At 67.9% G+C, this 22734-nt stretch carries 23 protein-coding genes and 1 riboswitch; of the genes, 13 read left to right on the top strand and 10 right to left on the bottom strand.

Annotated elements, in window-relative coordinates; genetic code table 11:
- A complete protein-coding gene (locus ACXC9Q_RS37595; RefSeq protein WP_457061444.1) occupies window positions 1-915 on the top strand; it encodes a type II secretion system F family protein in 915 nt (304 codons plus the stop codon).
- Between the two features lie 4 nt (window positions 916-919).
- Here ACXC9Q_RS37595 and ACXC9Q_RS37590 read toward each other — a convergent pair whose 3' ends face one another.
- Both ACXC9Q_RS37590 and ACXC9Q_RS37585 read right to left on the bottom strand, forming a co-directional pair.
- Window positions 920-1576, bottom strand: coding sequence for a response regulator (locus ACXC9Q_RS37590; RefSeq protein WP_457061443.1), 657 nt, complete (start codon window positions 1574-1576; stop codon window positions 920-922).
- Window positions 1573-2721, bottom strand: a complete 1149-nt coding sequence (locus ACXC9Q_RS37585; RefSeq protein ID WP_457061442.1) for a sensor histidine kinase — start codon at window positions 2719-2721, stop codon at window positions 1573-1575. The genes ACXC9Q_RS37590 and ACXC9Q_RS37585 overlap by 4 nt, the downstream gene beginning before the upstream one ends.
- A 155-nt stretch (window positions 2722-2876) precedes the next feature.
- Between ACXC9Q_RS37585 and ACXC9Q_RS37580 the strand changes: the two genes are divergently transcribed.
- From ACXC9Q_RS37580 to ACXC9Q_RS37570, 3 genes are all read left to right on the top strand, one after another.
- Window positions 2877-5063 carry an MMPL family transporter gene (locus tag ACXC9Q_RS37580; protein WP_457061440.1) on the top strand — a complete coding sequence of 729 codons (2187 nt, stop codon included), beginning with the start codon at window positions 2877-2879 and terminating at the stop codon, window positions 5061-5063.
- 151 nt (window positions 5064-5214) lie between these two features.
- Window positions 5215-5736: a DinB family protein gene (locus ACXC9Q_RS37575; RefSeq protein ID WP_457061439.1), complete on the top strand. Its 522-nt coding sequence runs from the start codon at window positions 5215-5217 to the stop codon at window positions 5734-5736.
- A gap of 196 nt (window positions 5737-5932) precedes the next feature.
- On the top strand, window positions 5933-6844 hold the full coding sequence (locus ACXC9Q_RS37570) for an alpha/beta hydrolase (RefSeq protein ID WP_457061437.1): 912 nt from the start codon (window positions 5933-5935) through the stop codon (window positions 6842-6844).
- Window positions 6845-6909: 65 nt separating this feature from the next.
- Here the strand turns inward: ACXC9Q_RS37570 and ACXC9Q_RS37565 are convergent, their stop codons facing one another.
- Both ACXC9Q_RS37565 and ACXC9Q_RS37560 read right to left on the bottom strand, forming a co-directional pair.
- Window positions 6910-8508, bottom strand: a complete 1599-nt coding sequence (locus tag ACXC9Q_RS37565) for an alpha/beta fold hydrolase (RefSeq protein ID WP_457061435.1) — start codon at window positions 8506-8508, stop codon at window positions 6910-6912.
- A 221-nt stretch (window positions 8509-8729) separates the two neighbouring features.
- A complete protein-coding gene (locus ACXC9Q_RS37560) occupies window positions 8730-9158 on the bottom strand; it encodes a VOC family protein (protein ID WP_329483785.1) in 429 nt (142 codons plus the stop codon).
- A 66-nt stretch (window positions 9159-9224) separates the two neighbouring features.
- On the opposite strand from ACXC9Q_RS37560, the gene ACXC9Q_RS37555 reads away from it, so the two are divergent.
- Window positions 9225-10046 carry a helix-turn-helix domain-containing protein gene (locus ACXC9Q_RS37555; protein WP_457061433.1) on the top strand — a complete coding sequence of 274 codons (822 nt, stop codon included), beginning with the start codon at window positions 9225-9227 and terminating at the stop codon, window positions 10044-10046.
- 13 nt (window positions 10047-10059) lie between these two features.
- On the opposite strand, the gene ACXC9Q_RS37550 is transcribed toward ACXC9Q_RS37555, so the two are convergent.
- Together ACXC9Q_RS37550 and ACXC9Q_RS37545 are read right to left on the bottom strand one after the other, a co-directional pair.
- Entirely contained in the window at window positions 10060-11136 is a 1077-nt protein-coding gene (locus ACXC9Q_RS37550; RefSeq protein ID WP_457061431.1) for a serine hydrolase domain-containing protein, read from the bottom strand.
- A gap of 150 nt (window positions 11137-11286) precedes the next feature.
- Window positions 11287-12711, bottom strand: coding sequence for an MFS transporter (locus ACXC9Q_RS37545; RefSeq protein WP_457061429.1), 1425 nt, complete (start codon window positions 12709-12711; stop codon window positions 11287-11289).
- 91 nt (window positions 12712-12802) lie between these two features.
- Between ACXC9Q_RS37545 and ACXC9Q_RS37540 the strand changes: the two genes are divergently transcribed.
- From ACXC9Q_RS37540 to ACXC9Q_RS37530, 3 genes are read left to right on the top strand one after another with little or no spacing between them, the layout of a single operon-like run.
- Window positions 12803-13471 (top strand): TetR/AcrR family transcriptional regulator, encoded by a 669-nt coding sequence (locus ACXC9Q_RS37540; protein ID WP_457061427.1) that lies wholly within the window; start codon window positions 12803-12805, stop codon window positions 13469-13471.
- Between the two features lie 4 nt (window positions 13472-13475).
- A complete protein-coding gene (locus ACXC9Q_RS37535) occupies window positions 13476-14069 on the top strand; it encodes a GNAT family N-acetyltransferase (protein ID WP_457061425.1) in 594 nt (197 codons plus the stop codon).
- 51 nt (window positions 14070-14120) lie between these two features.
- Window positions 14121-14306: a YegP family protein gene (locus ACXC9Q_RS37530; RefSeq protein WP_328525471.1), complete on the top strand. Its 186-nt coding sequence runs from the start codon at window positions 14121-14123 to the stop codon at window positions 14304-14306.
- Window positions 14307-14367: 61 nt separating this feature from the next.
- Here ACXC9Q_RS37530 and ACXC9Q_RS37525 read toward each other — a convergent pair whose 3' ends face one another.
- Window positions 14368-14730: a YciI family protein gene (locus tag ACXC9Q_RS37525; protein WP_457061423.1), complete on the bottom strand. Its 363-nt coding sequence runs from the start codon at window positions 14728-14730 to the stop codon at window positions 14368-14370.
- Between the two features lie 223 nt (window positions 14731-14953).
- Between ACXC9Q_RS37525 and ACXC9Q_RS37520 the strand changes: the two genes are divergently transcribed.
- Window positions 14954-15916: a pyridoxal-phosphate dependent enzyme gene (locus ACXC9Q_RS37520; protein ID WP_457061421.1), complete on the top strand. Its 963-nt coding sequence runs from the start codon at window positions 14954-14956 to the stop codon at window positions 15914-15916.
- Between the two features lie 291 nt (window positions 15917-16207).
- A riboswitch (cyclic di-AMP (ydaO/yuaA leader) is annotated at window positions 16208-16380 on the top strand.
- Window positions 16380-17237: a C40 family peptidase gene (locus ACXC9Q_RS37515; RefSeq protein WP_457061420.1), complete on the top strand. Its 858-nt coding sequence runs from the start codon at window positions 16380-16382 to the stop codon at window positions 17235-17237. Its footprint overlaps the riboswitch before it by 1 nt.
- A 143-nt stretch (window positions 17238-17380) precedes the next feature.
- Here ACXC9Q_RS37515 and ACXC9Q_RS37510 read toward each other — a convergent pair whose 3' ends face one another.
- Together ACXC9Q_RS37510 and ACXC9Q_RS37505 are read right to left on the bottom strand one after the other, a co-directional pair.
- The gene (locus ACXC9Q_RS37510) at window positions 17381-18037 is read right to left on the bottom strand and encodes a response regulator (RefSeq protein WP_457061418.1); all 657 of its coding nucleotides are present in this window, start codon (window positions 18035-18037) and stop codon (window positions 17381-17383) included.
- Window positions 18034-19224, bottom strand: coding sequence for a sensor histidine kinase (locus ACXC9Q_RS37505; protein WP_457061416.1), 1191 nt, complete (start codon window positions 19222-19224; stop codon window positions 18034-18036). Before ACXC9Q_RS37505 ends, ACXC9Q_RS37510 begins: the two co-directional genes overlap by 4 nt.
- Before the next feature lie 143 nt (window positions 19225-19367).
- Between ACXC9Q_RS37505 and ACXC9Q_RS37500 the strand changes: the two genes are divergently transcribed.
- The 3 genes from ACXC9Q_RS37500 to ACXC9Q_RS37490 all read left to right on the top strand — a co-directional run bounded on the left by ACXC9Q_RS37500 (window position 19368) and on the right by ACXC9Q_RS37490 (window position 21480).
- Window positions 19368-20255: an ABC transporter ATP-binding protein gene (locus tag ACXC9Q_RS37500; protein ID WP_457061415.1), complete on the top strand. Its 888-nt coding sequence runs from the start codon at window positions 19368-19370 to the stop codon at window positions 20253-20255.
- Between the two features lie 28 nt (window positions 20256-20283).
- On the top strand, window positions 20284-21090 hold the full coding sequence (locus ACXC9Q_RS37495) for an ABC transporter permease (protein WP_457061414.1): 807 nt from the start codon (window positions 20284-20286) through the stop codon (window positions 21088-21090).
- A gap of 204 nt (window positions 21091-21294) precedes the next feature.
- Window positions 21295-21480: a DUF3073 domain-containing protein gene (locus ACXC9Q_RS37490; RefSeq protein ID WP_137252242.1), complete on the top strand. Its 186-nt coding sequence runs from the start codon at window positions 21295-21297 to the stop codon at window positions 21478-21480.
- Window positions 21481-21639: 159 nt separating this feature from the next.
- On the opposite strand, the gene purM is transcribed toward ACXC9Q_RS37490, so the two are convergent.
- Window positions 21640-22713, bottom strand: coding sequence for a phosphoribosylformylglycinamidine cyclo-ligase (gene purM, locus ACXC9Q_RS37485; protein WP_457061412.1), 1074 nt, complete (start codon window positions 22711-22713; stop codon window positions 21640-21642).
- Window positions 22714-22734: the final 21 nt, after the last annotated feature.

Below are 22734 nucleotides of genomic sequence, written 5' to 3'. Positions count from 1 at the left end.
ATGAACCCGACCGTGCTCTTGATCGCGGGAGTCGCCGCGCTCGGCCTCGCCATTGTCATGGCAGTCCTCAGCATCACCGCACGAACCACCGAAGGTGGCGTGGCCCGGGCACTCGCGACGATCGACAGTCACTACACGCGGCAAACGCCGGTTGAGCTCGAGCCGAAGCGCGATCCGTTCGCCGCACTGCCGGGGTGGCTGCGCGGAGTCGCCGTACGCCTGTCGCCCTCGGGCATCAGTACGACGCTGCAGCGCCGGCTCGACCTGGCCGGCAACCCGTCGGGGTTGACGCCCGACCGAGTCCTGGCGGCAAAGGGCCTCGGTCTGTTCATCCTGGGCAGTCTGGGCGGCCTGTACGGGCTTCGGACGATCGGCCTACTCGTCGTGGGCGCTGCCGCGGCGGGGGCCGTCGGCTTCTTCCTGCCCGACGTCCTGCTGTACAACGCCGGGATCAAGCGACAGGAGAAGATTCAGAAGGCCTTGCCCGATGCGCTCGACCTGCTCACGGTCTGCGTCGAGGCTGGGCTCGGGTTCGACGCGGCGCTGGCGCAGGTCGCCCGGAACACGACCGGCCCGCTGGCTGCCGAGTTCTCCCGGGTGCTGCAGGAGATCCAGATCGGCAAGTCGCGCTCGCAGGCGCTGCGCGCGATGACCGACCGGACGACGGTGCCCGGACTGCGGTCGTTCGTGTCCGCGCTCGTGCAGGCCGGCGAGCTGGGCATCACGATCGCCGACGTACTGCGTGAACAGGCCAAGGAGATGCGGCTGCGGCGCAGGCAACGTGCCGAGGAGAAGGCGCAGAAGGTGCCGGTGAAGATCCTGTTCCCGCTGGTGTTCTGCCTGTTCCCGTCCATGTTCGTCGTCATCATCGGCCCCGGCGTGATCAGCATCATCCACGTCTTCTTCGGGAACTAGCCGACTACAGCTTGATGCGGCCGGTTTCGTAAGCCCACATGGCGATCTCGACCCGGTTCCGGGCGCCCACCTTGCCCATCACACTGGTCAGGTGGGTCTTCACGGTGCTGAGACTGATGTGCAGCTCCGCCGCGATCTCGGCGTTGGTCCGGCCGGTGGCCGCGGCGATCAGAACCTCTTCCTCGCGGGTCGTCAGCGGATCGACCGGTTGGACCGGTGTGCGGCCCTTCGGCGGTTCGGAGAACGCGGCCAGTAGCCGTGCGGTGATCTTCGGCGCGATCAGTGCGTCACCGTTGGCGGCGGCGTGGATCGCCTGGACCAGAAGGTCGGGGCCGGCATCCTTGAGCAGGAATCCCCGCGCGCCGGCCTTCAGAGCGCCGTACACATACTCGTCGAGATCGAAGGTGGTGATCACCACGATCGCCAGTGGGTCGTCGACGCCGGGGCCGGCGAGCTCGCGGGTCGCCCCGATCCCGTCCAGGCCGGGCATCCTGATGTCGAGCAGGCACACATCGGGCCGCAGCCGGCGGGCGAACTGGACCGCTTCCAGGCCGTCGGCCGCCTGACCGACCACCTCGATACCGGGCTGCGCATCGAGGATCATCGCGAGTCCGGTCCGGACGAGATCCTGGTCGTCGGCGACGAGTACGCGGATCGTCATCGGCCGACCGCCGTTCGCGGCAGCACCACGTCGACGGACCAGCCCCGGTTCGCATCGGGTCCCGCGGCGAACGTGCCGCCGAGCAACGTGGCCCGCTCGGTCATCCCGACCAAGCCGTAGCCGAGCGAGTTCCGAGGCGCCGACGTGGCCTCTCCGTCGTCGCGGACAGTCAGGCGGACGGAGTCGTCGTACGACGTCAGCCGGACGTCGATGCGCGTTGCCTGCCGGGCGTGCCGTACGGCGTTCGTGATCGACTCCTGCGCGATGCGATAGATCGCGGCGCCGACAGCTGGTCCGAGGTCGTCGAGGTCGCCCGATACCTCGACCTCGACCCGCGGCCGGTCCCCGACGCTGCGGGCGAGTCGCTCCAGGTCGGCCACTCCCGGTTGTGGAGCCAGCGCGGCCGTTCCGTCATCGCGCAGTACGCCGACCATCGTCCGCATCTCGGCGAGAGTACGCGTGCCCTCCGCCTCGATGATGGCGAGCGCATCGACCGCGGCTTCCGGGCGGGTGGCCGCGACGGCTCGGCCGGCCTGGGCCCGGATGACGATGGCCGAGACGTGATGAGCGACCGTGTCGTGCAGCTCCCGGGCCAACTGCTCGCGCTCCCGGAGTCGCACCTGGTCCAGCTCGCGGAACCGGGCGGACCACCAATAGCGGACCGCGGCCCCGACTGTCGCCGGGAACAGCAGGAACATGCTGCCGGCGGCGGCTTCGCCGTACCCGGTGAAGTCACTGATAATTCCGAGCGCCAACGCCACCAGGATGAACGCCAGCCCGATGAGGATCTCGCGGCCGGATCCCCAGCGAACGAGTGAGTACGGCAGTAACACCACGCAGATCATCGAGTACAGACCGAAGGTCGCGTCCCCACTGATCAGGGCCGCGATGTTGACCACGATGAGGGCGCCGAACACGGCGGCCACCACGGCCAGCGGGTGGGTACGACGCCACAGGAGAGCGCACACGGTAGCCACAGCGAGCGCCACCGCGACGGGCCTCCAGACCACGTCCTCACGGAGTATGCCTTCGAGAACGACCGCCGTCAGCAGACCGCCGACCAGCACCCAGTCGCGCCACACCCGCCTCGGTGGGTCGGGCGCTCGCGGCTCGGCCAGCAGCGAGCGGACGGCGTTTCTCACCATGCCCACAGCGTAGGGACTCCGGGCGCCGAGCGGATCGGCTCAAAGTACGGGACGCGACCCGGCTGATCGGCCGAGGGAAGTCCGGCTCATCGCCTGAGGTGGTGGCCGGACCCACGGCCACACGATGAGTCCAACTCTCGCTGAAGGGATCTGTGATGAGGTCGAATCTGTACAGACTGGGCCGGTACGCCGCACGTCGGCCCTGGGTGGTGATCGGGGCGTGGCTGGTGGTGGCGGCGCTCGTGATCGCGGCATCCGGCGCCTTCGGCAAGAAACTCGAGGAATCCTTCGGAGCACCTGGTGTCGACTCGCAGTCCGCGACCGATCTGCTGTCGGCCGCGGGAGCGGATCAGGCCGGGCTGACCGCGCAGGTGGTCGTGACTCCGCTCGACGAGCGGGCGACACTCAACGCACCCGAGCTGCGCGCTGCGCTGGCGCAGATCCGGTCGACCGCGGCTTCGTTGCCGCATGTGCTGCGGGTCGGTGATCCCGTCATCTCGCCGGACGGCCGGGTCGGGCTCATCCGGCTTCAGTATCCAGTGCTCGACAAGCTGGAGCCGAGCGACCTCGAGCAGCTCAAGACCCTGACAGCGGTGGAATCGCCGCTGCGGATCGAGCTCGGCGGGGATCTCTTCTACGCGTTCGAGGAACCCCAGCCAGGTCTCGGCGAGGCGTTCGGGCTGATCGCCGCAATGGTGATCCTGCTGCTCGCGTTCGGATCGATCATCGCGATGGGACTGCCGATCGGAATGGCGGTGTTCGGCCTCGCGTTGGCGATCAGCTCCCTGTCCTTGGTCACCTATCTCGTCGAGCTGCCCAGTTGGGCGCCCGAACTCGGCAGCATGATCGGGCTCGGCGTTGGCATCGACTACGCGCTGATCATCGTCACCCGGCACCGCGAGAACCTGGCCCGTGGGATGGACGTCGAGGAGTCGGTCGGGCGTGCTGTCTCCACGGCCGGGCAGGCTGTGGTCTTCGCCGGTGGCACAGTGGTCATCGCGATCCTCGGGCTGGTGGTGGCCGGCGTACCGTTCATGACCGCCGGCGGGATCGCCATCTCGCTGATCGTGCTGACCATGGTGCTCGCTTCGCTCACCTTGCTGCCCGCGTTCCTGGGTCTGGCTGGGCACTGGATCAATCGCCTTCGGGTACGGCGGGTGCAGTCATCCTCCGGTTCGGGTTGGCAGCGGTGGGCGGGGCACGTGTCCAAGCACGCCGCCGCGTACGCCGTCGGCGCCACCGTTCTGCTGCTGGCACTGGCCGCACCCGTGCTCGCACTCCGCGTCGGTACGCCCGATGACGGCGCGCTTCCCGTGCAACGCACCGAGCGCCGGGCCTACGACCTGGTTGCCGCGGGATTCGGTGCCGGTAGCAACGGTCCGCTGGTGATCGCCGTCGATGTCTCTCGAGATCCGAGCGTCGTACAACCTCTGTTCAACGCCGTGCGAGCCGATCGGGGCATCGCGTCCGTAGCGCCTCCTCAGGTGAATACCGCGGCGGGCGTCGCGACGTTGATCGCCGTACCGACGACCGGACCGCAGGACGACGCCACGATGACGACGGTCGAGCGGCTTCGCGCGGAGGTCTTCCCCTCGGTACTGCGGGACAGTCCGGCGAAGGCCCATGTCGGTGGTCAGACGGCGACCCTGGCGGATGTGGGTGCGAAGGTCAACGATCGGCTTCCGTGGTTCATCGGCGCGGTGATCCTGTTGTCCGTCGTGCTTCTCACGGTGGTCTTCCGGTCGGTCGTCGTACCACTGAAGGCCGCTGTGATGAACCTGCTCAGCATCGGCGCGTCCTTCGGCGTCATGGTGATGATCTTCCAGTGGGGTTGGGCCGCGGACCTGATCGGGCTGGAGTCGACCATCCCGATCCTTCCGTTCATCCCGATGTTCATGTTCGCCGTGGTGTTCGGGCTCTCGATGGACTACGAGGTCTTCCTGCTCACCCGGATCCGTGAGGAGTACGTCCGGACCGGTGACAACACCGCCTCGACCATTCACGGCATCACCACGACCGGCCGCGTGATCACCTCGGCAGCGCTCATCATGATCGCGGTCTTCGTCAGTTTCTCCCTTGCCGACGACCCAACGGCCAAGATGTTCGGCCTGGGGCTGGCCACCGCCGTCCTCATCGATGCGACCATCGTGCGACTGGTTCTCGTGCCGGCCTTGATGACGCTGCTGGGCGACGCGAACTGGTGGATGCCTGCCTGGCTCAACCGGCGACCGGTGACCCGCGTCGGCGTCATGCTTCCTGACGGCGCGGGGACCGCTGTCGAACCGTACCCAACACAGCGACATCCAGGCCACCACCGGCCGCACCGGGACCGCATCGGCTAGCGTCAGCGTCTGCGCTGTCGACATTCTCGGCCTTGTCGATCTGCGATCGGTTGAGGCATCGGAGAGGTAGGTGGCGCGATTGGTCAGCGGGCGCGTGCCGATCCGAACGAGATCGATGAGGGCTATGGAGGGCTGCGGAGTGAGTGACGTTGTGATCGAGAAGGTCGTCAGGCCTGAGCGTCGGTTGTCGGGGTCGTGGCTGGAGGTGATCAGCTCGAATCTCGAGTATCACCGGGCGACCTTCTTGTGGAAGTGCGAAGGGCTGTCGGAGGCTCAACTGCGGCAGCGGCCTCTGGTATCGGAGTTGACTCTGCTGGGGCTCATGCGCCATGTGCAGGGGGTCGAGCGGTACTGGTTTCAGCGGAGGCTGGCGGATGCGGCGCCTCGATTCTTTCCCTATCGGTCTTATGTCACGGGTAATGGGGACGAGTGGTTCGATGAGGCGGATCCCACGCCGGCCAAGGATGTCTATGCGGACTACCTGGCGGCCTGTGACGAGTCACGGGAGGTGTTCGCGAAGGTCACTGAGGATCTCGGGCGCATTGTGCCGAACCCTGAGTTCGGAGACACGGATGTGCGGTTCATCCTCGAGCACGTGATCGAGGAGTACGCGCGCCATGTGGGTCACGCGGACCTCCTCCGCGAAGCCATCGACGGCGCCACCGGCGACTAGGCCGGCCGCCCCTACCCAGGGCAACGTGTTCTGACCGGTCGCGCGAATCACTGGGATCAGGTGATGCTTCCTCACCTGCCGTACGGCGAGCCTGGTTGTGGCCCGCCTCTCCGGCAGGAGATTTCAGCGGTGGATTGACGGTGGCGAGCCCACAGGGGACCGCTCCCGAACCAACCCACCCGAAGGGAGTTTCTCCGTGAGCACCGAGCAGCGAGAGAACCTCGACGCAATACTGCGACAGTCAGCCTTCCCCACCGATATCGATCTCACCGAGCAACGCCGACTGCTTCGAGAGTTGCTGTCGGCGCAGCCGCTGCCCGCCGATGTGACTGTGACCGCAGCCACGCTGGGCGGCGTCCCGACCGCCGAGATCACTATCGACGGAGTCGAACCTCGCCACGTTGTTCTCTACTTCCACGGCGGCGTCTACGTACTGGGCGACGCCTTCCTCTCCGCTGACCTGGCCTCGCAGGTCGGCCGGCGTACGCGGGCCAAAGTCATCTCCGTCGACTATCGGCTCGCCCCCGAGTATCCGTACCCGGCGGCGGTCGACGACGCTCTTGCCGCCTACGAGGCCCTTGTGCAGAACGGCACTGCCCCTTCGGACATCGTCTTCGCGGGAGAGTCCGCCGGCGGTGGGCTCGCCGTCGCCACGCTGATCAACGCGCGAGATCACGGGCTGCCGTTGCCAGCCGCGGCTTTCGTCATGTCGCCGTACGCCGACCTCACGCTGGCCGGGTCGACCATGCAGACCAAGGGCGAAGTCGATCCCCTGATGAGCCGTGAAAATCTCCAGGCCCGAGTGACCGACTACGCGCCGGGACAAGACACCGCTCTTGGTCTCATCAGCCCGATCTTCGCGGATCTGTCCGGCCTGCCGCCCCTAGTCATCCAGGCCGGAAGTCACGAGGTACTCCTCGACGACGCCGTCCGCCTCGCGCAACAAGCCGCCACCGCCGACGTCGAAGTCACCCTCGACATCACCGCCGGCGTACCGCACGTCTTCCAGGCCTACTACGCGATCCTCGACGAAGCCGCCGCCGCGCTGGACAGAGCCGGCCAACTCCTATCAACCCATCTCGCCGCCGCAGAACACATCGCCGCGTAGCGGAGACAGAGCGCAGTACTGCACCGGCCGAAGGTTGTTCGGCCGGTGCAGTCTGGTGTTGGTGGTTAGGGGATGGTCGGGGACAGGGTGTTTCTCAGCGACTTAGTCGCGCCGGTTGAGGCGGACTTGGAGGCAGCGGCGGCCGGGGGTTCGGGGGCGGGGACCGGGTCGCATTGGACGTCGGAGCGGTTGCCGTGCTTGCGAGGTGGCAGGGCTCCGGTTTGGAGGTACGCCGCGATGCGATCGTCGGTGCACGTCACGCCGGATAGTGAGCCGGCGTGGGTTGTTCCGCCGACGCCCTCGATCAGGACGGAGTGCGGGAACGTCTTGCGGGTTTGGAGTGCGCCCGAGTACGGCGTTGCCGCGTCCAAGGTCTCGTTGATCATCAAGAGACTCTTGACTCCTCGGCCGTCGACCTTGACCGGCTTCCCTGCTTTCGCCGGCCAGTAGAAGCACGGCGCGTTGAACCAGGCGTTGGCCCAGGTCAGGAACGGTGCCTTGGCGAACGTGCGCCAGTTGTCGCGCTGCCATGTGCTCCACTTGCTGGGCCACGGGGCATCGGTGCACGAAACGCCGAGGTAGATGGCGTACCCGTTGTCGTCGAACGGCGGACCGCCGTACAGCGCGACCAGCCCTGAGGCGTCACGGTTGTGCACCCACGCGGCGAACGCGTCGGCCACATCCACCCAGCCGTACACGTAGTACGCCGCCTGGGTGAAGACGTCGGTCCACTCGGACGGACCGATCTTGCCGTCGGCCGGGTGGCCGATGAGCTTGACCATCTCGCGGTAGTACAGGCGCTCGACCGCGGCTTCGGTCTTGCCGAGGTGCCAGGTCGAGTCGTGCGCCGCGACGTACTGGAAGAAGACCTTCACGCTCTTGTTGAACGCGATGTCCTGGTCGAGGTTGGCGTCGTACCAGACCCGCGTCGCGTTGACGACGCCGTCGAAGACGACCCGGCGCAGCCGGTTCGGGTACAGGGTTCCGTACACCTGGCCGAGGTACGTGCCGTACGAGAATCCGTAGTAGTTGATCTGCGGTGCGCCGAGGGCCTTGCGGATGCTCTCCATGTCGCGCACCGAGTCGGTGGTCTTGAGGTGGCCGAGCAGCGCGTGCTGGTTGGCGTCGCAAGCCTTGGCGTACGACCTGGACAGCTTGAGCCAGGTCTGCTCGATCTTCGGCGTGACCGGCACGTAGAACGGACGGTTGTAGCCGGCGTAGTCCGGGATGCAGCTCAGTGCCGGCTTGCTCGAGCCGACACCACGCGGGTCGAAACCGACCCAGTCGTACGCGTCACCGGCACCATGCGGGATGGCCGGGCCGAGGATCGCGTAGATCAGGCCGGAGCCACCCGGACCGCCCGGGTTCACCAGCATCGGACCCTGCGCCTGCGAGTCGGGCGTCTTGTGCATCACCCGGGACACCGCGAGCTGGATCTTGGTCCCCTTCGGATGGTCGTAGTCGAGCGGTACGACGACGTAGCCGCATTGAGCACCGGCCCTTACCAAGCGTGGATCGGTGCATGCGCCCCACTGCACTGGCGGCGGCGTGTAGCTGGTCGAAGACGGGCTCGACGGCGCAGCGGTTGCGACGGGGACCGACATCACCCCGGCGACCAGCGCGGACGAGACTGTGGCAGCAACAATCAATTGGCGGATTCTCATGTGCCCTCCCTCCGGCATCCTGAACCCGCACCCCAGGCAGAAACAAGAGCCTGGATGGCAATTAGTTGCTGGACCGTCAGTGCGCTGGGAAGCGGGTTTCGAAGTCGAGCAACACTCTGTATGCCGACCACGAGTCATCGATGGTGACGGCGACGTCACTCGCCGCATCCAGCGCCCTGAGCTTCGGCGCCTCGGCCCAACCAAACGGCCGGTGGCACAGGTCAGGAGAAGGCTTGGGCTGCGGCGGCTACCACCTCGTCGTGGGGGACGTCGCGTAGGTGCTGGTCGACGTTCCAGCGGTGGCCGAACGGGTCGTCGAACTGGCCGTGCAGGTCGCCCCAGAAGGTGTCCTGCAGCGGCTGGCGAACCTCGGCGCCGGCGGCAACCGCCTGCGCGAACACCGCCTCCGCGTCGGCAACGCCGAGCGCCAGTACGACGGCAGTCCCACCGATCGTGGGCGGAGCGAGAACGCCCATTTCCGGAAACTCGTCGGCCACATGGAGGAGGCTGTCGCCGATGCGCAGCTGAACCGACATGAGCCGGCCGTCAGGTGTCGGGATGCGCTCGATCTCCTCGGCGCCGAACGCTTCCCGGTAGAAGGCCGCGGCGCGCTCGGCGCCCTGAACGACAATGTGTGCGGTGATCGACATGCCCGCAACGTACGTCGCCGCGAAGAGACCGTCTTGAACGTTCTTGCACCTGCCTAGCATGGTGACGTGGCGACTGAGCAGGTTCGGATGTGGCGTGCACCGGACGAGCACCGGGTCCTGCTGATGGCGGGCCGAACCACTCGGTACGCCGTGGAACCGCGCGGCGAGTATGTCTTCGGAATCGTGGGCGAGCAGCCGATGCGGTCGTGGCGCGGCCGCGAGCACCGCCTGGTCCGCCCAGGCCAACTGGTTGCCTGGGACCCCTCTCACGCCCACGCGGGCAGCGCCGTCGACGAGCGCCCGTGGCGGGCTCGTCTGCTGGTGATCGAAGTCGCGGATCTGGCAGCGCTCGCGGACGATTCCGAGTCCGACCCGTTGGCCGACGTACTGTTTCCCGATCCAGTGCTCTCCGACACCGAGCTCGCGGCAGGCTTCCTACGGCTTCACACGACCCTCGAGTCGGCGTGCACCCGACTCGAACAAGACGAGCTCCTCGCCGAGTGGTTGCGGCTTCTGATCGACCGCACATCAGCCGTCCGCTCGCCGCGGTCGGCGACCACGGCTCGGGAGGACAGCGCGCTTCGCCTCGCCTTCGACTATCTCGCCGACCAGCCCCAGCGGAACGTCGGACTCGATGAGCTCGCCGCTGTCGCGGGCATCGGGAAGTTCCGCCTCATCCGGCTCTTCCGCCAGCGCACCGGGCTACCTCCCCACGCGCTACAACTCGCACACCGCATCCGAGCCGCCCGCCGGATGCTCGAGGCCGGCGTGACGATCGGCGAAGCCGCCACAGCCACCGGCTTCGCCGACCAGAGCCACCTCCACCGCCACTTCCAACGAAGCCTCGGACTGACGCCGGCCCAATACCAGCAGCGATTCAACGCTTGAGTCAGTGAACCCTTCAGGAGCAGATGGCCTTGTCTATCAAGGCGTTGACGGGGGCATCGGGGTTGTTGGTGAAGTTGGGGGTGACGGCAACGGTGATCTGGCGGTGGGTGTCGGCAGTGGAGAAGGAGTAGGCCTGATACGCCAGCGCGTCGCCGTCGTTGCCGTAGACGCGGGTGCCGCAGGAGGTGTCGTGCCAGGAGAGGCCGAGGCCGTAGGTGCCGTCCTTGGTGCCGGGGGTCTTCATCTCATGGAGAAGGCGGCGTGGGAGGAGCTGTCCACCGAGGAGGGCGGCGAAGAAGGTGTTCAGGTCGGCCGTCGTGGAGATCATCTCGCCGCTGGCGCCGAACAACGACGGGTTCAGCTCCGTGTAGTCGAGCAGGCCTTGCCCGGTTGGGATGTAGCCGTGCGGATGCGGGCCGCGGATCCACGGTGACGTGCCCGGTGCCGACGTACCGTGCAGGCCCAGTGGGCGGATCAGGCGACGTTCGATCTCGTCGCCGTACGTGTGGCCGGTGGCCTTCTTAATGATCTCGCCGATCAGCAGGTAGTTGGTGTTCGAGTAGGTGTACGACGACCCCGGCGGCTCGAACGTCGCCGGCTCGGCGACCGCACGCTGGATCAGCTCGGATGCGGTCCACGTCCGCCACCGGTTGTCCAGGAACTCGTGCGAGGGCGGCATCGGCAGAGTGTCCTTGTAGTCGAACAAACCACTGGTGTGGTTGAGCAACTGCCGCACGGTGATACCTGAGCCGTTCGGTACGACGCCCGGCAGCCAGTGCTCCACTGAGTCGTCGAGCCGCAACCATCCCTCGTCGACCAACTGCAGTACGACGGTCGCCACAAACGTCTTCGTAATACTCCCGACCCGCACGCGCGCACCAACGGGCACAGTCTTCGTGGTCTCCACCTCGGCCACCCCACTGCTCCCCCGCCACACCCGCTGCCCATGCCGCACCTCCGCCAGTGCCCCCACAGCACTCACGGCCACCACGTCATCAAGGCCCTTCTGCAGCCCGCCACGATCCCCCGCCACCGCCACACCCGGCGACAGCCCCACAACAGCCGCAGTAACCACAGCAACCAGCTTCATCCCCAGCTCCCATCACCAGTCCGTCCCTCAACCCTCACGGACCAGACCGGCCCAGACATCCGGGACGACCCGAGGCATTCCCCCCAAGGATCAACTAGGGGCAACTGAACGAGCCCCGGCCGGTGGGGCCGGAGCTCGTTCAAGGGGTTGTCAGGCGGCGGCTGTGGCTTCGGTCAGTTGTTCGGAGGTTGGCTGGAGTTGGGGAGTGGCCATGGTCAGGAGGACGTTGGCCACGGCGAAGGCGGCGGCTGCCAGCAGGCCGCGCTGGAAGCCGGACTGGAGGGCTTGCAGCTGGGTGGCGCCGTGGGTCAGTTCGTGGGTCGTGTGGCTGATGGAGAGCGTGGTCACGATCGCGAGGCCCAGCGCACCGCCCACCTGGTACATCGCGTTGACCACACCGGATGCCGCACCGGCCTCAGCGGGGCGGACTTCGGACACGGCGGTGATCTGGCCGGGTACGCCGACGCCGATGATGCCGAAGCCGAAGATGATCAGGCCGGGGAGTAGCTGCGAGGGGTAGCTGCCAGCGGCGTCGGCCTGGGAAAGCCAGAACAGACCGGTGACGCTCAGGACGGCGCCGGCGAGCTGCACCGTGCGAGTGCCGACCCGCTGCACGAGCTGGGAAGCCAGGATCGCGCCGACGATGGCCGCACCACCCATCGGCAGGAAGTGCACACCAGCCTCGAGCGCACTGTCTCCACGGACCTGCTGCAAGTAGATAGCTGTCAAGAAGAACATGGAGAGGAACGCAGCGCCGTTCAAAGCGAGCGATGCGCCCGAAACACTCAACGCACGCGACCGGAACAGCCGCATCGGCACCAGTGGCGCAGCAGACCGCCGCTCCACCACAACAAACGCCGCAAGCAGGACCACTCCAGCGATCAGTACGCCGACAACCTCAGCGGATCCCCATCCCGCGGGCTCCGACCGCACCACGCCGTACACAACAGCCATGAGGCCCGCGGTCCCGAGCACTGCGCCCAGAGTGTCGAAGGTACGACGTCCAGACGAGTGCCGTACGTCGGGAACGAACACCGGGATCAAAGCGACGAGTGCGAGCACTATCGGCACGTTGACGAAGAACACCCACTGCCAGCTAAGTGAATCGACCAGTACGCCGCCCGCCACCACACCGAGCGTCCCACCAAGGCCGGCGAGACCACCCCAGACGCCCATGGCGATGTTCCGCTCGCGGCCATGCGCGAACGTCATCGTCAGGATCGCCAGCGCGGCAGGTGACAGCAATGCACCACCAAGACCCTGCACGGCGCGCGCACCGATCAGGAACTCGGGTGAGTTGGACAACCCCGCCAGGAGCGAGGTGACACCGAACAGCAGCAGACCGGCCACGAACACCCGGCGCGGCCCGAGCAGGTCGGCCATCCGCCCGCCCAGCAGCAGGAAGCCGCCGAAGAGCAGGGTGTAGGCGTTGATCACCCACTGCAGGGAGTCGGCGGAGAAGTGCAGGTCCGCCTGGATGTGGGGCAGCGCGACGTTCACGATCGTCACGTCGAGCACCACGATGAACTGCGCGAGAGCCAGCACCGCCAGGGTGGCCCAAGGACTGCGTCGCATGACTACCTCACTCAGAAAGAGAGTCTACGCCGTATGTATACGCCGTAAGCTTACGTAGTAGACACTAGGTCTACGGTGTAAACTTGTCAACGTGATTACCAAAGAGAGCGGCCGCCGCCTGGATCCGGAGAAGGTCGTCGACAGCGCGTTGGCCATCGCCGACGACGAGGGACCGGCCGCTGTCACGTTCCGCCGGCTGGCCGGCCAGCACGAGGTCACGCCGATGGCGCTGTACCGGCACTTCAAGGACAAGGACGACTTGCTGGCCGCTCTCGGCGATCGCCTGCTGGCGGACGTCGTACTGCCGGAGCCGACCGACGAGCGGTGGGACAAACAGCTGCACAAGGTGCTGACCACGTTCGTGACCGCCTTGCGCGGGCATCCGCGGCTGGCAGACCTCACCCTCGTCCGGATCCTGGCGTCCGAGCCAGGGCTGGCCATGGCCGAGCGGACGATGGAGCTGCTCACCGAAGGCGGGTTCTCGATCGATGACGCGGCCGAGGTCGGCCGCCAGTCGCTGTGCTCACTGATCACCCTGGTGACGACGGATCCGATCACCCGGGAAGTCAGTGACCCGGTCAAGCGCGAGGATTCGTTGCGGATGAAGCGTGCGGCGCTCGGAGCGCTGTCCCCGCGGAAGTACCCGCTGATCACTGCCGCCGCGGACACACTGATCTGTCCGTCGTCGACCGACCGCTACTACACCTTGGGGATCGATCTGGTGGTCTCCGGCGTGTGCGGCGTACTGAACAAGGAGTAGCAGCTTGGCTCTCAGCGTCATCACCTATCTGCAGCAGAACAGTCCTGACGAGCTGGTGCCGGCGCGAGAGCAGCCGATAGAGGTCAGGCGGGTCGAGGAGGTCTCACCGGAGTTCGCCCGCTACCTCTACACCGCTGTCGGCGGTCACTGGCATTGGATCGGCAAGCACGGCTGGAACTGGGACCAGTGGGTCGACTGGCTGAGCCGGCCCGGCTTCGAGACCTACGTGCCGTGGGTCGGCGGCGTTCCGGCCGGGTACGTCGCTCTGCGCGGCGTCGGCCAGGAGACCGAGATCGAGAACTTCGGACTGTTGCGTGGCTTCATCGGCCGCGGGATCGGCGGCCATCTACTCACGGTCGGCTTGCGGAACGCGTGGACCCTGCACGAGCGGCACGCCGGCGTGGACCCGATCACCCGGGTCTGGGTGCACACGAACACCCTCGACGGGCCCGCCGCGGTGGCGAACTACAAGGCGCGTGGCCTGACGCCGTACAAGACGGTGGAAGAGGAGCGCCCCGACGCCGACGGGCCGCCACCCGGGCCCTGGCCGGGCTGGTCCGACGCGCCCGGCGTGGTGCGCGAGGTCCCGCCGGGCTGACGGGACTACGCTCCGAAGCGGAGCGATACCACTACACGCGGAGGTTTACCGATGGCGGGGAAGTTCGAGCTGTACGAGGACAAGTCAGGTGAGTACCGCTTCCGGCTGAAGGCCGGGAACGGCGAGGTGATCGCGACCAGCAGCGAGAGCTACAAGACCAAAGCCTCGGCTCTGAACGGCATCGAGTCGATCAAGAAGAACGCCGCCGACGCGAACGTCGACGACCAGACTTCCTGAAACCTCAGGAAAACAAGGGGGTTCTCCACAGACCGTGGAGAACCCCCTTCGTCATGGACAGTCAGAGACCGTCGGAGAACACGACCGGCCGGACCTCCACGCCGAGGCCCTCGATCCCGGCGTCCGGGATCATCGCCGCCAGCTCGTGCATGCGCTCCGGGGTGGCCGACTCGATCAGGTAGTAGCCACCGAGGAACTCCTTCGACTCCACGAACGGCCCGTCGGTCACCGCCGGCATACCGTCGCGGACCTTCACGACCACGGACTTGGCCGGCTCCGCCAGTGCGACCGTGCTGTGGAACTCACCCGACGCCTTCGTCGTCTCCATGAACTTCTGGTGCCCGGCGCCGATGGCCTGCTGCTCCTCCTCGGTCAGCGCGGCCAGCACGTCGGGGTTGATGTTCAGGACCAGTAGGTACTTCACAGTGTCTCCTTCGCCCGTGGCCCCCGGTGTGGGCGCCTCTCGTCCATCAGTACGGAGCGGACCGCGCCATCTTGACATCGCTAGCAAGCAGATAGCGTCACCCCATGGCAGTGTTGATGCCGCGCCTCCGGTGCGGCGGGTCATGGGGCTGTTACTCCCGGCCTTCCCTCGTCGCTCCAGTCGCTTCGCTCCCTCCGCTCCTCAGTCCAGGCCGGGAGGCCCCATGACCGCGCTGAGTCTCACAGATGTCCGAGCCGCCGCGGACCGCATCGCCGGGGTCGCCCACCGTACGCCGGTGCTCACCTCGCGGACCCTGGACGAGCGGGTCGGGGCGCAGGTGTTCCTCAAGGCGGAGAACCTGCAGCGGATCGGCGCCTTCAAGTTCCGCGGCGCCTTCAACGCGATCAGCCGGCTCACCCCAAAGCAACTCCGGTACGGCGTCGCGGCGTACTCGTCCGGCAATCACGCGCAGGCGGTCGCCCTGGCCGCGCGGATCGCCGGCGCGAAGGCGGTCATCCTGATGCCCGCGGACGCGCCGCCGACGAAGCTCGCCGCCACCCGCGGGTACGGCGCCGAGATCGTCGAGTACGACCGCTATACACAGGACCGGGCCGCGCTCGCCAAGGAGCTGGCGACCGAGCGTGGACTCACGCTGATTCCGCCGTACGACCATGTCGACGTGATGGCCGGGCAGGGGACGGTCGCACTGGAGCTGATCGAGGAGGTCGGACACCTCGGGGCACTGCTGGTTCCGGTCGGCGGCGGCGGGCTGATGGCCGGCTGCGCGACCGCGGCGACGATGATGTCGCCGGGGATCCGGATGATCGGCGTCGAGCCGGCCGCCGGGGACGACCACGCCCGGTCGCTGGCCGCCGGCGAGCGGGTGGAGATCGACGTACCGCGGACGATCGCCGATGGGCAGGCGATCTCGACGCCGGGCGAGCTGACGTTCGCGGTGAACCGGCGGCTGGTGGACAGCTTCGAGCTGGTCAGCGACGACGAGATCCTGGTCGCGATGGCGTTCGCGTTCGAGCGGCTGAAGATCGTCCTCGAGCCGAGTGGCGCGAGTGCGCTGGCGGCCCTGCTGGCCGGCCGGATGCGTGGGCTGCCCGAGCGCGTCGGCGTGGTGCTGTCGGGCGGGAACGTCGGCCTGGACCGGTTCGTCGAGCTGCTCGGAAATCGCTGAAATCGCAAGGACTTCAGGGTGCCCTTGACACGCACTGTGCCCGTTGTCACAGAAAGCCACCGTGAAATGTGACTGAGGTCACATCGAACCCGCCATTTGCCGTCTGAGGCACGCTCAGACGCGCTCAGGACACCTGGTGTTCACCTTGACTCCCTGACCCGTCAGACAGCCTTCCAGGGCCTTTCCGGAGGGTCTCTGTGGATCTGAGGGTTTGCGTCGTGATCGTTCTGTTATACAGTCGGCGGCGGTTCGGTAAAGACGACGAACCGCAGACGGGTCAACGCCGAGCCCTGCCAAGGCCCGCCTGCTCCCCTCGAAAATTTATGGCAGGGGTGGGGGACCCAGGAAGTTGGGTCTCGACCGTGAGTGGTCGAAACCCTGGGGTGAAGTCCGCGGGAGCGGACCGGGCTATGAATCCCAGCCCGAACCCGACAGCTAACTTCACAGGCGTCGGGAGACAACCATGCCCGTCACTGCCCGACGGACGTCGCTTTCGCGCGCCGTCAGCCAGAACGACATCAGTACCGTCCGGCCCACCGGCCGGACCATCGCGAAGCACCGCAAGCCCACCAAGCCTGCAACTCCCCGCGCCGCTGCCGCCGTTCTTTCGGTCGGCCTCGCGGTCGGCGGCGGAGCCGCTTTCTCGGTCGCAGCCTCTCCGGCTACCGCCTCGGCGACGACCACCTCCGCCACTGCCACGCCGCGTGGGTACTGGAGCATCCCCAGCAGGCCGCTGCTCCGGTACGGCGACAGGGGCCCGACCGTGAAGTACGTCCAGCGGGCTCTGCACCTGGGTCCGGACGGCTACTTCGGCACCAGCACCGTGCGGATTCTGAAGAAGTACCAGGCATCTTGGGGTCTGCGCGCCACCGGCTACACGGACAAGGCGACCTGGGGCCGCCTCACCTACACCGCCAAGCACCACCTGCTCTACGGTCCCCACCGCAGCGGCTCGAGCGCCTCGACCGGGACGTTCCGGGCCAAGGTGCTCCGCGAGGCTGCGAAGCTCAAGGGCACGCCGTACCGCTACGGCGGCACCACCCCGCGCGGCTTCGACTGCTCCGGCTACACCGGCTACGTGTACAAGAAGGCCGGCAAGAAGCTGCCGCGTACGTCGCGTGCGCAGTACAGCGCGACCAAGCACATCAGCCGGAAGACCGCCAAGCCGGGTGATCTGGTGTTCTTCAAGAGCGGTGGCGGCGGCGTGTACCACGTTGGCATCTACGCCGGTGGCAACATGCTGTGGCACTCCTCGCGTCCGGGTCGTCCGGTCGCCAAGGCGAAGATCTGGACCAGCAGCGTGGCCTTCGGCCGCGTCTGAGTCCTGCCGGTAGCGCCCTTTCCCCCGGGCGTTGCCGGTCCGTCAGCGTTCCCTCCCCCCAAGGCGCGCTGACCACTGAAACCGGCACGGGCCGTCGTCCCCCACCCCTCCGACGGCCCGGGCCGGTTTCCTATAGACACGACCTAGCCGTCCAGAAGACCGGCCTCGTAGGCGAGGATCGCGACCTGGACCCGGTTGGTGGCCGAGAGTTTCACCAGCGTCCGCGAGACATGCGCCTTCACCGTCGCCTCGCTCATGAACAGCGTCTTGCCGATGTCGGAGTTCTGCAGTCCGCGGCCGACCTCGATCAGCACCTCCCGCTCCCGTTCGGTGAGCTTGCTGATCCGCTCCTGGGCCAGCCGCCGCCGATCCGCGCGCGGGTCCGCGGCGAAGTGCCCGATCAGCCGGCGGGTCACCGCCGGCGAGAGCATCGCGTCCCCGGCCGCCACGACCTTGATCGCCTGCACCAACTCCCGCGGCGGTGTGTCCTTCAGCAGGAAGCCACTCGCGCCGGCCTGCAGCGCCCGGAAGACATAGTCGTCCAGGTCGAACGTCGTCAGGACGACGATCTTCGGCGGATCCGGCAGCGCCTGCACCGCGCGGGTAGCGGCCAAGCCGTCCAGCCGCGGCATCCGGATGTCCATCAGGACGACGTCGGGACGGTGCTCCTTTACCATGGCCGTCGCGTCGGCTCCGTCGTCGGCCTCGGCGACCACCTCGAGGTCGTCGTCCGACTCGAGGATCATCTTCAGCCCGGCCCGCACCAGCGCCTCGTCGTCCACGATCAGCAGCCGCGTCATCGTTCCCCTTCGTCCACGAACACAGGCTCAGCACTCCGCCGGTGGTCTTCCCAGGGCAGCCAGGCTTCCACGCGCCAGCCGCCTTCCGCCGTCGGCCCGGTCGTCAGCCGACCGCCCACCAGTTGCACTCGCTCCCGCAGCCCGACCAGTCCGGCCCCGGCGCCTGGGAGCAGTGAACCAGCAGCCACCGGCCGCACGTTCGTCACCCTGACCGTGACACCTTCACCAGGAGCGCCGTGCACTTGCACCTCGGTCGACGCTCCCCGCGCATGCTTGTGCACGTTGGTCAGCGACTCCTGAACCACGCGATAGATCGTCCGCCCGAGCGACGTCGGTACGTCGTCCGGCAGCGCGAACTCGCTCGTCACGCTGACCCCCGCGTCCCGCGACGCCGCGACGAGCCGTTCGAGATCCGCCGCCTGCGGCACCGGCGCCAGGTCGGCGCCGTCCACACTGACGTCCGAGCGCAGTACGCCGAGAACCTCGCGAAGATCCTCCATCGCCTGCCGCGCGGTCTCCCGGATCAGCCGCGCCGAGCCCTCCACCTTGTCCGGGCCGACAGCCGGGTTCACCTCGAGGCCGCCGGCGTGCAATGCGATCAGCGAGACCTTGTGCGCGAGTACGTCGTGCATCTCCTGGGCGATCCGGGCACGCTCCCCCAACCGGGCCTGCTCGCTGCGCAGCTCGCGCTCGGCCTCGGCCCGCTCGGCCCGGTCCCGCAACGACACCATCAGGTCGCGGCGGGCGCCGATGTACGCGCCGATCGCGACCCAGGTCCCGATCAGGAACGGTCCGGTGAACACCGGCACCCAGAACTGGCCGTCGCCACCCCAGGTGTTGAGGACGTAGGCGGCGTACGCGGCCAGGCTCAGGATCGCGAGGACGAGGTCGCGCCGGCGGATCGCCAGGGTCAGCAGGGCGAGGCCCATCGGGACGAAGATGCCCGCGACCAGCATCGCGAGGACAGTAATCGCGGTGACGGTCGCCGGGAACCGTCTGCGCCACAGCAGCGCGACCGACGCGACCACTCCCACACCGAGGACGTACCAGTCCTTGATGTCCCAGCCGCCCTGGCCCGAGGCGGCCTGCGCGACGATGGTGAGCAGGCTGAAGCCGACGAACATGATGTCGCGCAGGCGCGGGGCATGCCTGACCCACCAGGCGTACCACCGGCGCAACCGTCGCATTCTGTCAGCGTAGTTGTCCGGTGGACGCGACCACGTCCCCCTTCCGGGTGTGATCCAGGGCGTTCCCGGACGACTTTCGTAGGGGGTCGGTGCAGCCGGTCGTCCGATGTGCGACGGGGGTCGGTGACGGTTGACTCGTTGCCATGATCACCGTCGAGAATCTGACCAAGCGCTACGGCAGCACCACGGCTGTCCAGGACGTTTCGTTCACGGTCCAGCCCGGCAGCATCACCGGCTTCCTCGGCCCGAACGGCGCCGGCAAGTCCACCACACTGCGGATGCTGACCGGACTCACCCCGCCGTCGTCCGGCACCGCGACCATCACCGGCAAGCGGTACGCCGACCTGCCGAATCCGGGCCGGGTCGTCGGGGTCATGCTCGACGCCGCCGCGCAGCACCCGGGCCGCACCGGCCGGGAGACGCTGCTGCTGAACGCGAGCCTGCTCGGCGTCCCGAAGGGCCGCGCCGACGAGATGCTCGAGGCGGTCGGACTCAGCGACGCCGCGAAGCGCCGCGTCGGGCAGTACTCGCTCGGCATGCGGCAGCGGCTCGGTATCGCGAGCGCGCTGCTCGGCGATCCCGCCGTACTGATCCTGGACGAGCCCGCCAACGGCATGGACCCCGAAGGCATCCGGTGGATGCGCGGTCTGCTGCAGGACTTCGCCGCGCGGGGCGGCACGGTCATCCTGTCCAGCCACCTGCTGGGCGAGGTGCAGGCGACCGTCGACCGGCTGGTCGTCATCGGCGGCGGCCGGATCGTCGCCAACGGGTCGCTGCAGGAGTTGCTGGCCGGGACCGGCACACTCGTCCGCGGTCTCGACCCGATCGGCCTGAACCAGGCACTGACCGCCGCGGGGCTGGACCTCGAGCCGCTGCACGACGGCGCGCTGCGGGTCGACGCCACCGCCGAGCAGGTCGGGCGGGCCGCGGCAGCCGCCGGTCAGATCCTTCTCGAACTCCGCGAGAGCGACGGTGCCGGCCTGGAGGACCTGTTCTTCCAGCTGACCGCCCCGGTCGCCGCAGCGGCCTGATCACACCTACTTCTTGGAGCTCATACTCATGACCACCGTCACTGATATCGCGCCCACGGCGCCTGCGAAGCACCGGGCCGAGGTGGCGACCTCGCTGCCGCCGGCCCGCGGGCAGTCCTTCCTGAAACTCGTCACCATCGAGCTGCGCAAGTCCGTGAACACCCGCAGCGGCCGGGTCCTGATCGCGGCGATCCTGTTGCTCGCGGCGGTCGCGATCACCTGGCAGCTCACGCACCTGCCGGAGGGGCCGGCCGGCTTCGACGGCTTCCTCGGCGCCGCGTCGACGAGCGTCATGCTGCTGCTGCCGGTGATCGGCGTGATGGCGATGACGAGCGAGTGGACCCAGCGGACCGCGCTGACCACGTTCACGCTGTCGCCGCGCCGGGTGCGGGTCCAGCTGGCCAAGTTCGTCTCCGCGATCGTGCTGAGTGTCGTGGTGATGACCGCGGTCGTCGTCCTCGCGTTCGCCGGTACTGCGCTGGCCGGAGCGGTCACCGACCACACGACGACGTACGCCGGACTCGGCGGACAGCTCGCCGGGGCGTACCTGACCGTCGCGCTGAACGTGGTGATGGGCGCCGCCTTCGGTGCGGTGATCGCCCAGACCGCGGTCGCGATCCTGGTGTACTTCATCGCTCCGACCGCCTGGTCGCTGGCCGGGCCGGCGCTGTTCAAGGACAACGCGAACTGGCTGGACGTGTTCGGCGCCTTCGGCCGGATCGCGGAGCGGGATCTGCACGGGATGCTGCCCGAGACGCTGGTCGCGGTCGGGGTCTGGATCGTCGTCCCGACCATCGTCGGACTGTGGGCAAGCTCACGTCGCGAGGTCAAGTAGCAGGGCTGAACGCGGCGGGGTGGGCCGGTTTGAGGGGACCGGTCCACCCCGCCGGCGGTGTGATCGGACCTCTCGACGTCCAGCCAGGGGGCCGGTGCGTGTGTCGATCCCTGGCTCCGGGTATCCTTGAACCACGATTACTGACGACTGATCCGTGGGCGCCACGCTGCGTACCCGGTTGACTTGTGCGAGGGGGTCGACGCTATGGGGCGCGGCCGTGCAAAGGCCAAGCAGACGAAGGTCGCTCGCGACCTGAAGTACCGCACCTGGGACACCGACTTGGACCAGCTCAAGCGTGAGCTGTCCGGCGACCAAGGTGGCGACCGTTCTGCGAACGGCGAGAACGACGGCGACGACTACGACGCCGACGACTACCACCCCCGTCGGTAAGCAACACCAGCCCGGCTGACTGCTCAGCACCCACCAGGGTGCCTGAGCAGTTCACCGTGCGCCGACGAGCTCCACCACACCAGCAACACCCGATGCGGTGTCGCCTACCCTGAAACCTCGGCGCACTCCTGCGTGCCGTGATCTCGGGGTAGGCGGGGCCTACTTCGCGTAGGTGCCCTCGAGGGTGACCGTGCCACCGGCGTTCGCGATGACCTCACCGCACACCCAGGCCGGGATGTCGCGCGCCGCCAGCGCGGTGATCGCGGCATCGGCTGCGGACGGGTCGAGGACGGCGACCATGCCGGCGCCCATGTTCAGGGTCTTCTCCAGCTCCGGCAGTGCGACGTCGCCGAGCAACCCGACCAGGCCGAAGATCGGCGCCGGCGCCCACGTGGACCGGTCGATCCGGACCGACAGCTCGTCCGGGATCACCCGCGCCAGGTTCGCCGCGAAGCCACCGCCGGTGATGTGCGACATCGCGTGCAGCGGTCGCTCGTCCCCGTCGTTCAGCTCCTGGATCAGCTCCAGGCAGTGCTTGGCGTACACCCGGGTCGGCGTCAGCAGCACCTCGCCGAGCGTGGCGCCCAGCTCCGGGACCTCCCGGTCCAGCGTCCACTTGGCCCGCTCGAAGAACACGTGCCGGACCAGGCTGTACCCGTTCGAGTGCAGCCCCGACGACGCCATCGCCACGACGACATCGCCCGCGCGCACCCGCTCCGCGCCGAGCACCTCGTCGGCCTCGACCACACCGGTCGCCGCGCCGGCCACGTCGTACTCGTCCGGCTCGAGCAGGCCGGGGTGTTCCGCGGTCTCTCCGCCGACGAGCGCCGTACCGGCCTCGACGCACGCCTCTGCGATGCCCTTCACGATCTGCGCGATCGTCTCCGGGACCACCTTGCCGGTGCAGATGTAGTCGGTCATGAACAGCGGCTCGGCGCCGCACACGACCAGGTCGTCGACGACCATCCCGACCAGGTCGAACCCGATCGTGTCGTGCTTGTCCAGCTTCTGCGCGATCGCGACCTTGGTCCCGATCCCGTCGGTCGAGGTCGCCAGCAGCGGCCGCCGGTACGACGTCAGCGCGGTCGCGTCGAACAGCCCGGCGAACCCGCCGAGCCCGCCGACCACCTCCGGGCGGGTCGCCTTGGCCACCCACTCCTTCATCAGCTCGACGGCCCGGTCACCGGCCTCGATGTCGACTCCGGCCGCGGCGTAGCTCGCGCCTTGACTCACGTTCTTCTCTCCTTGGTACGG

Source organism: Kribbella sp. CWNU-51, from assembly GCF_054073265.1.
The sequence above is the reverse complement of the archived record's forward strand: the minus strand, read 5'-3'. Positions and strand labels throughout refer to the sequence as shown.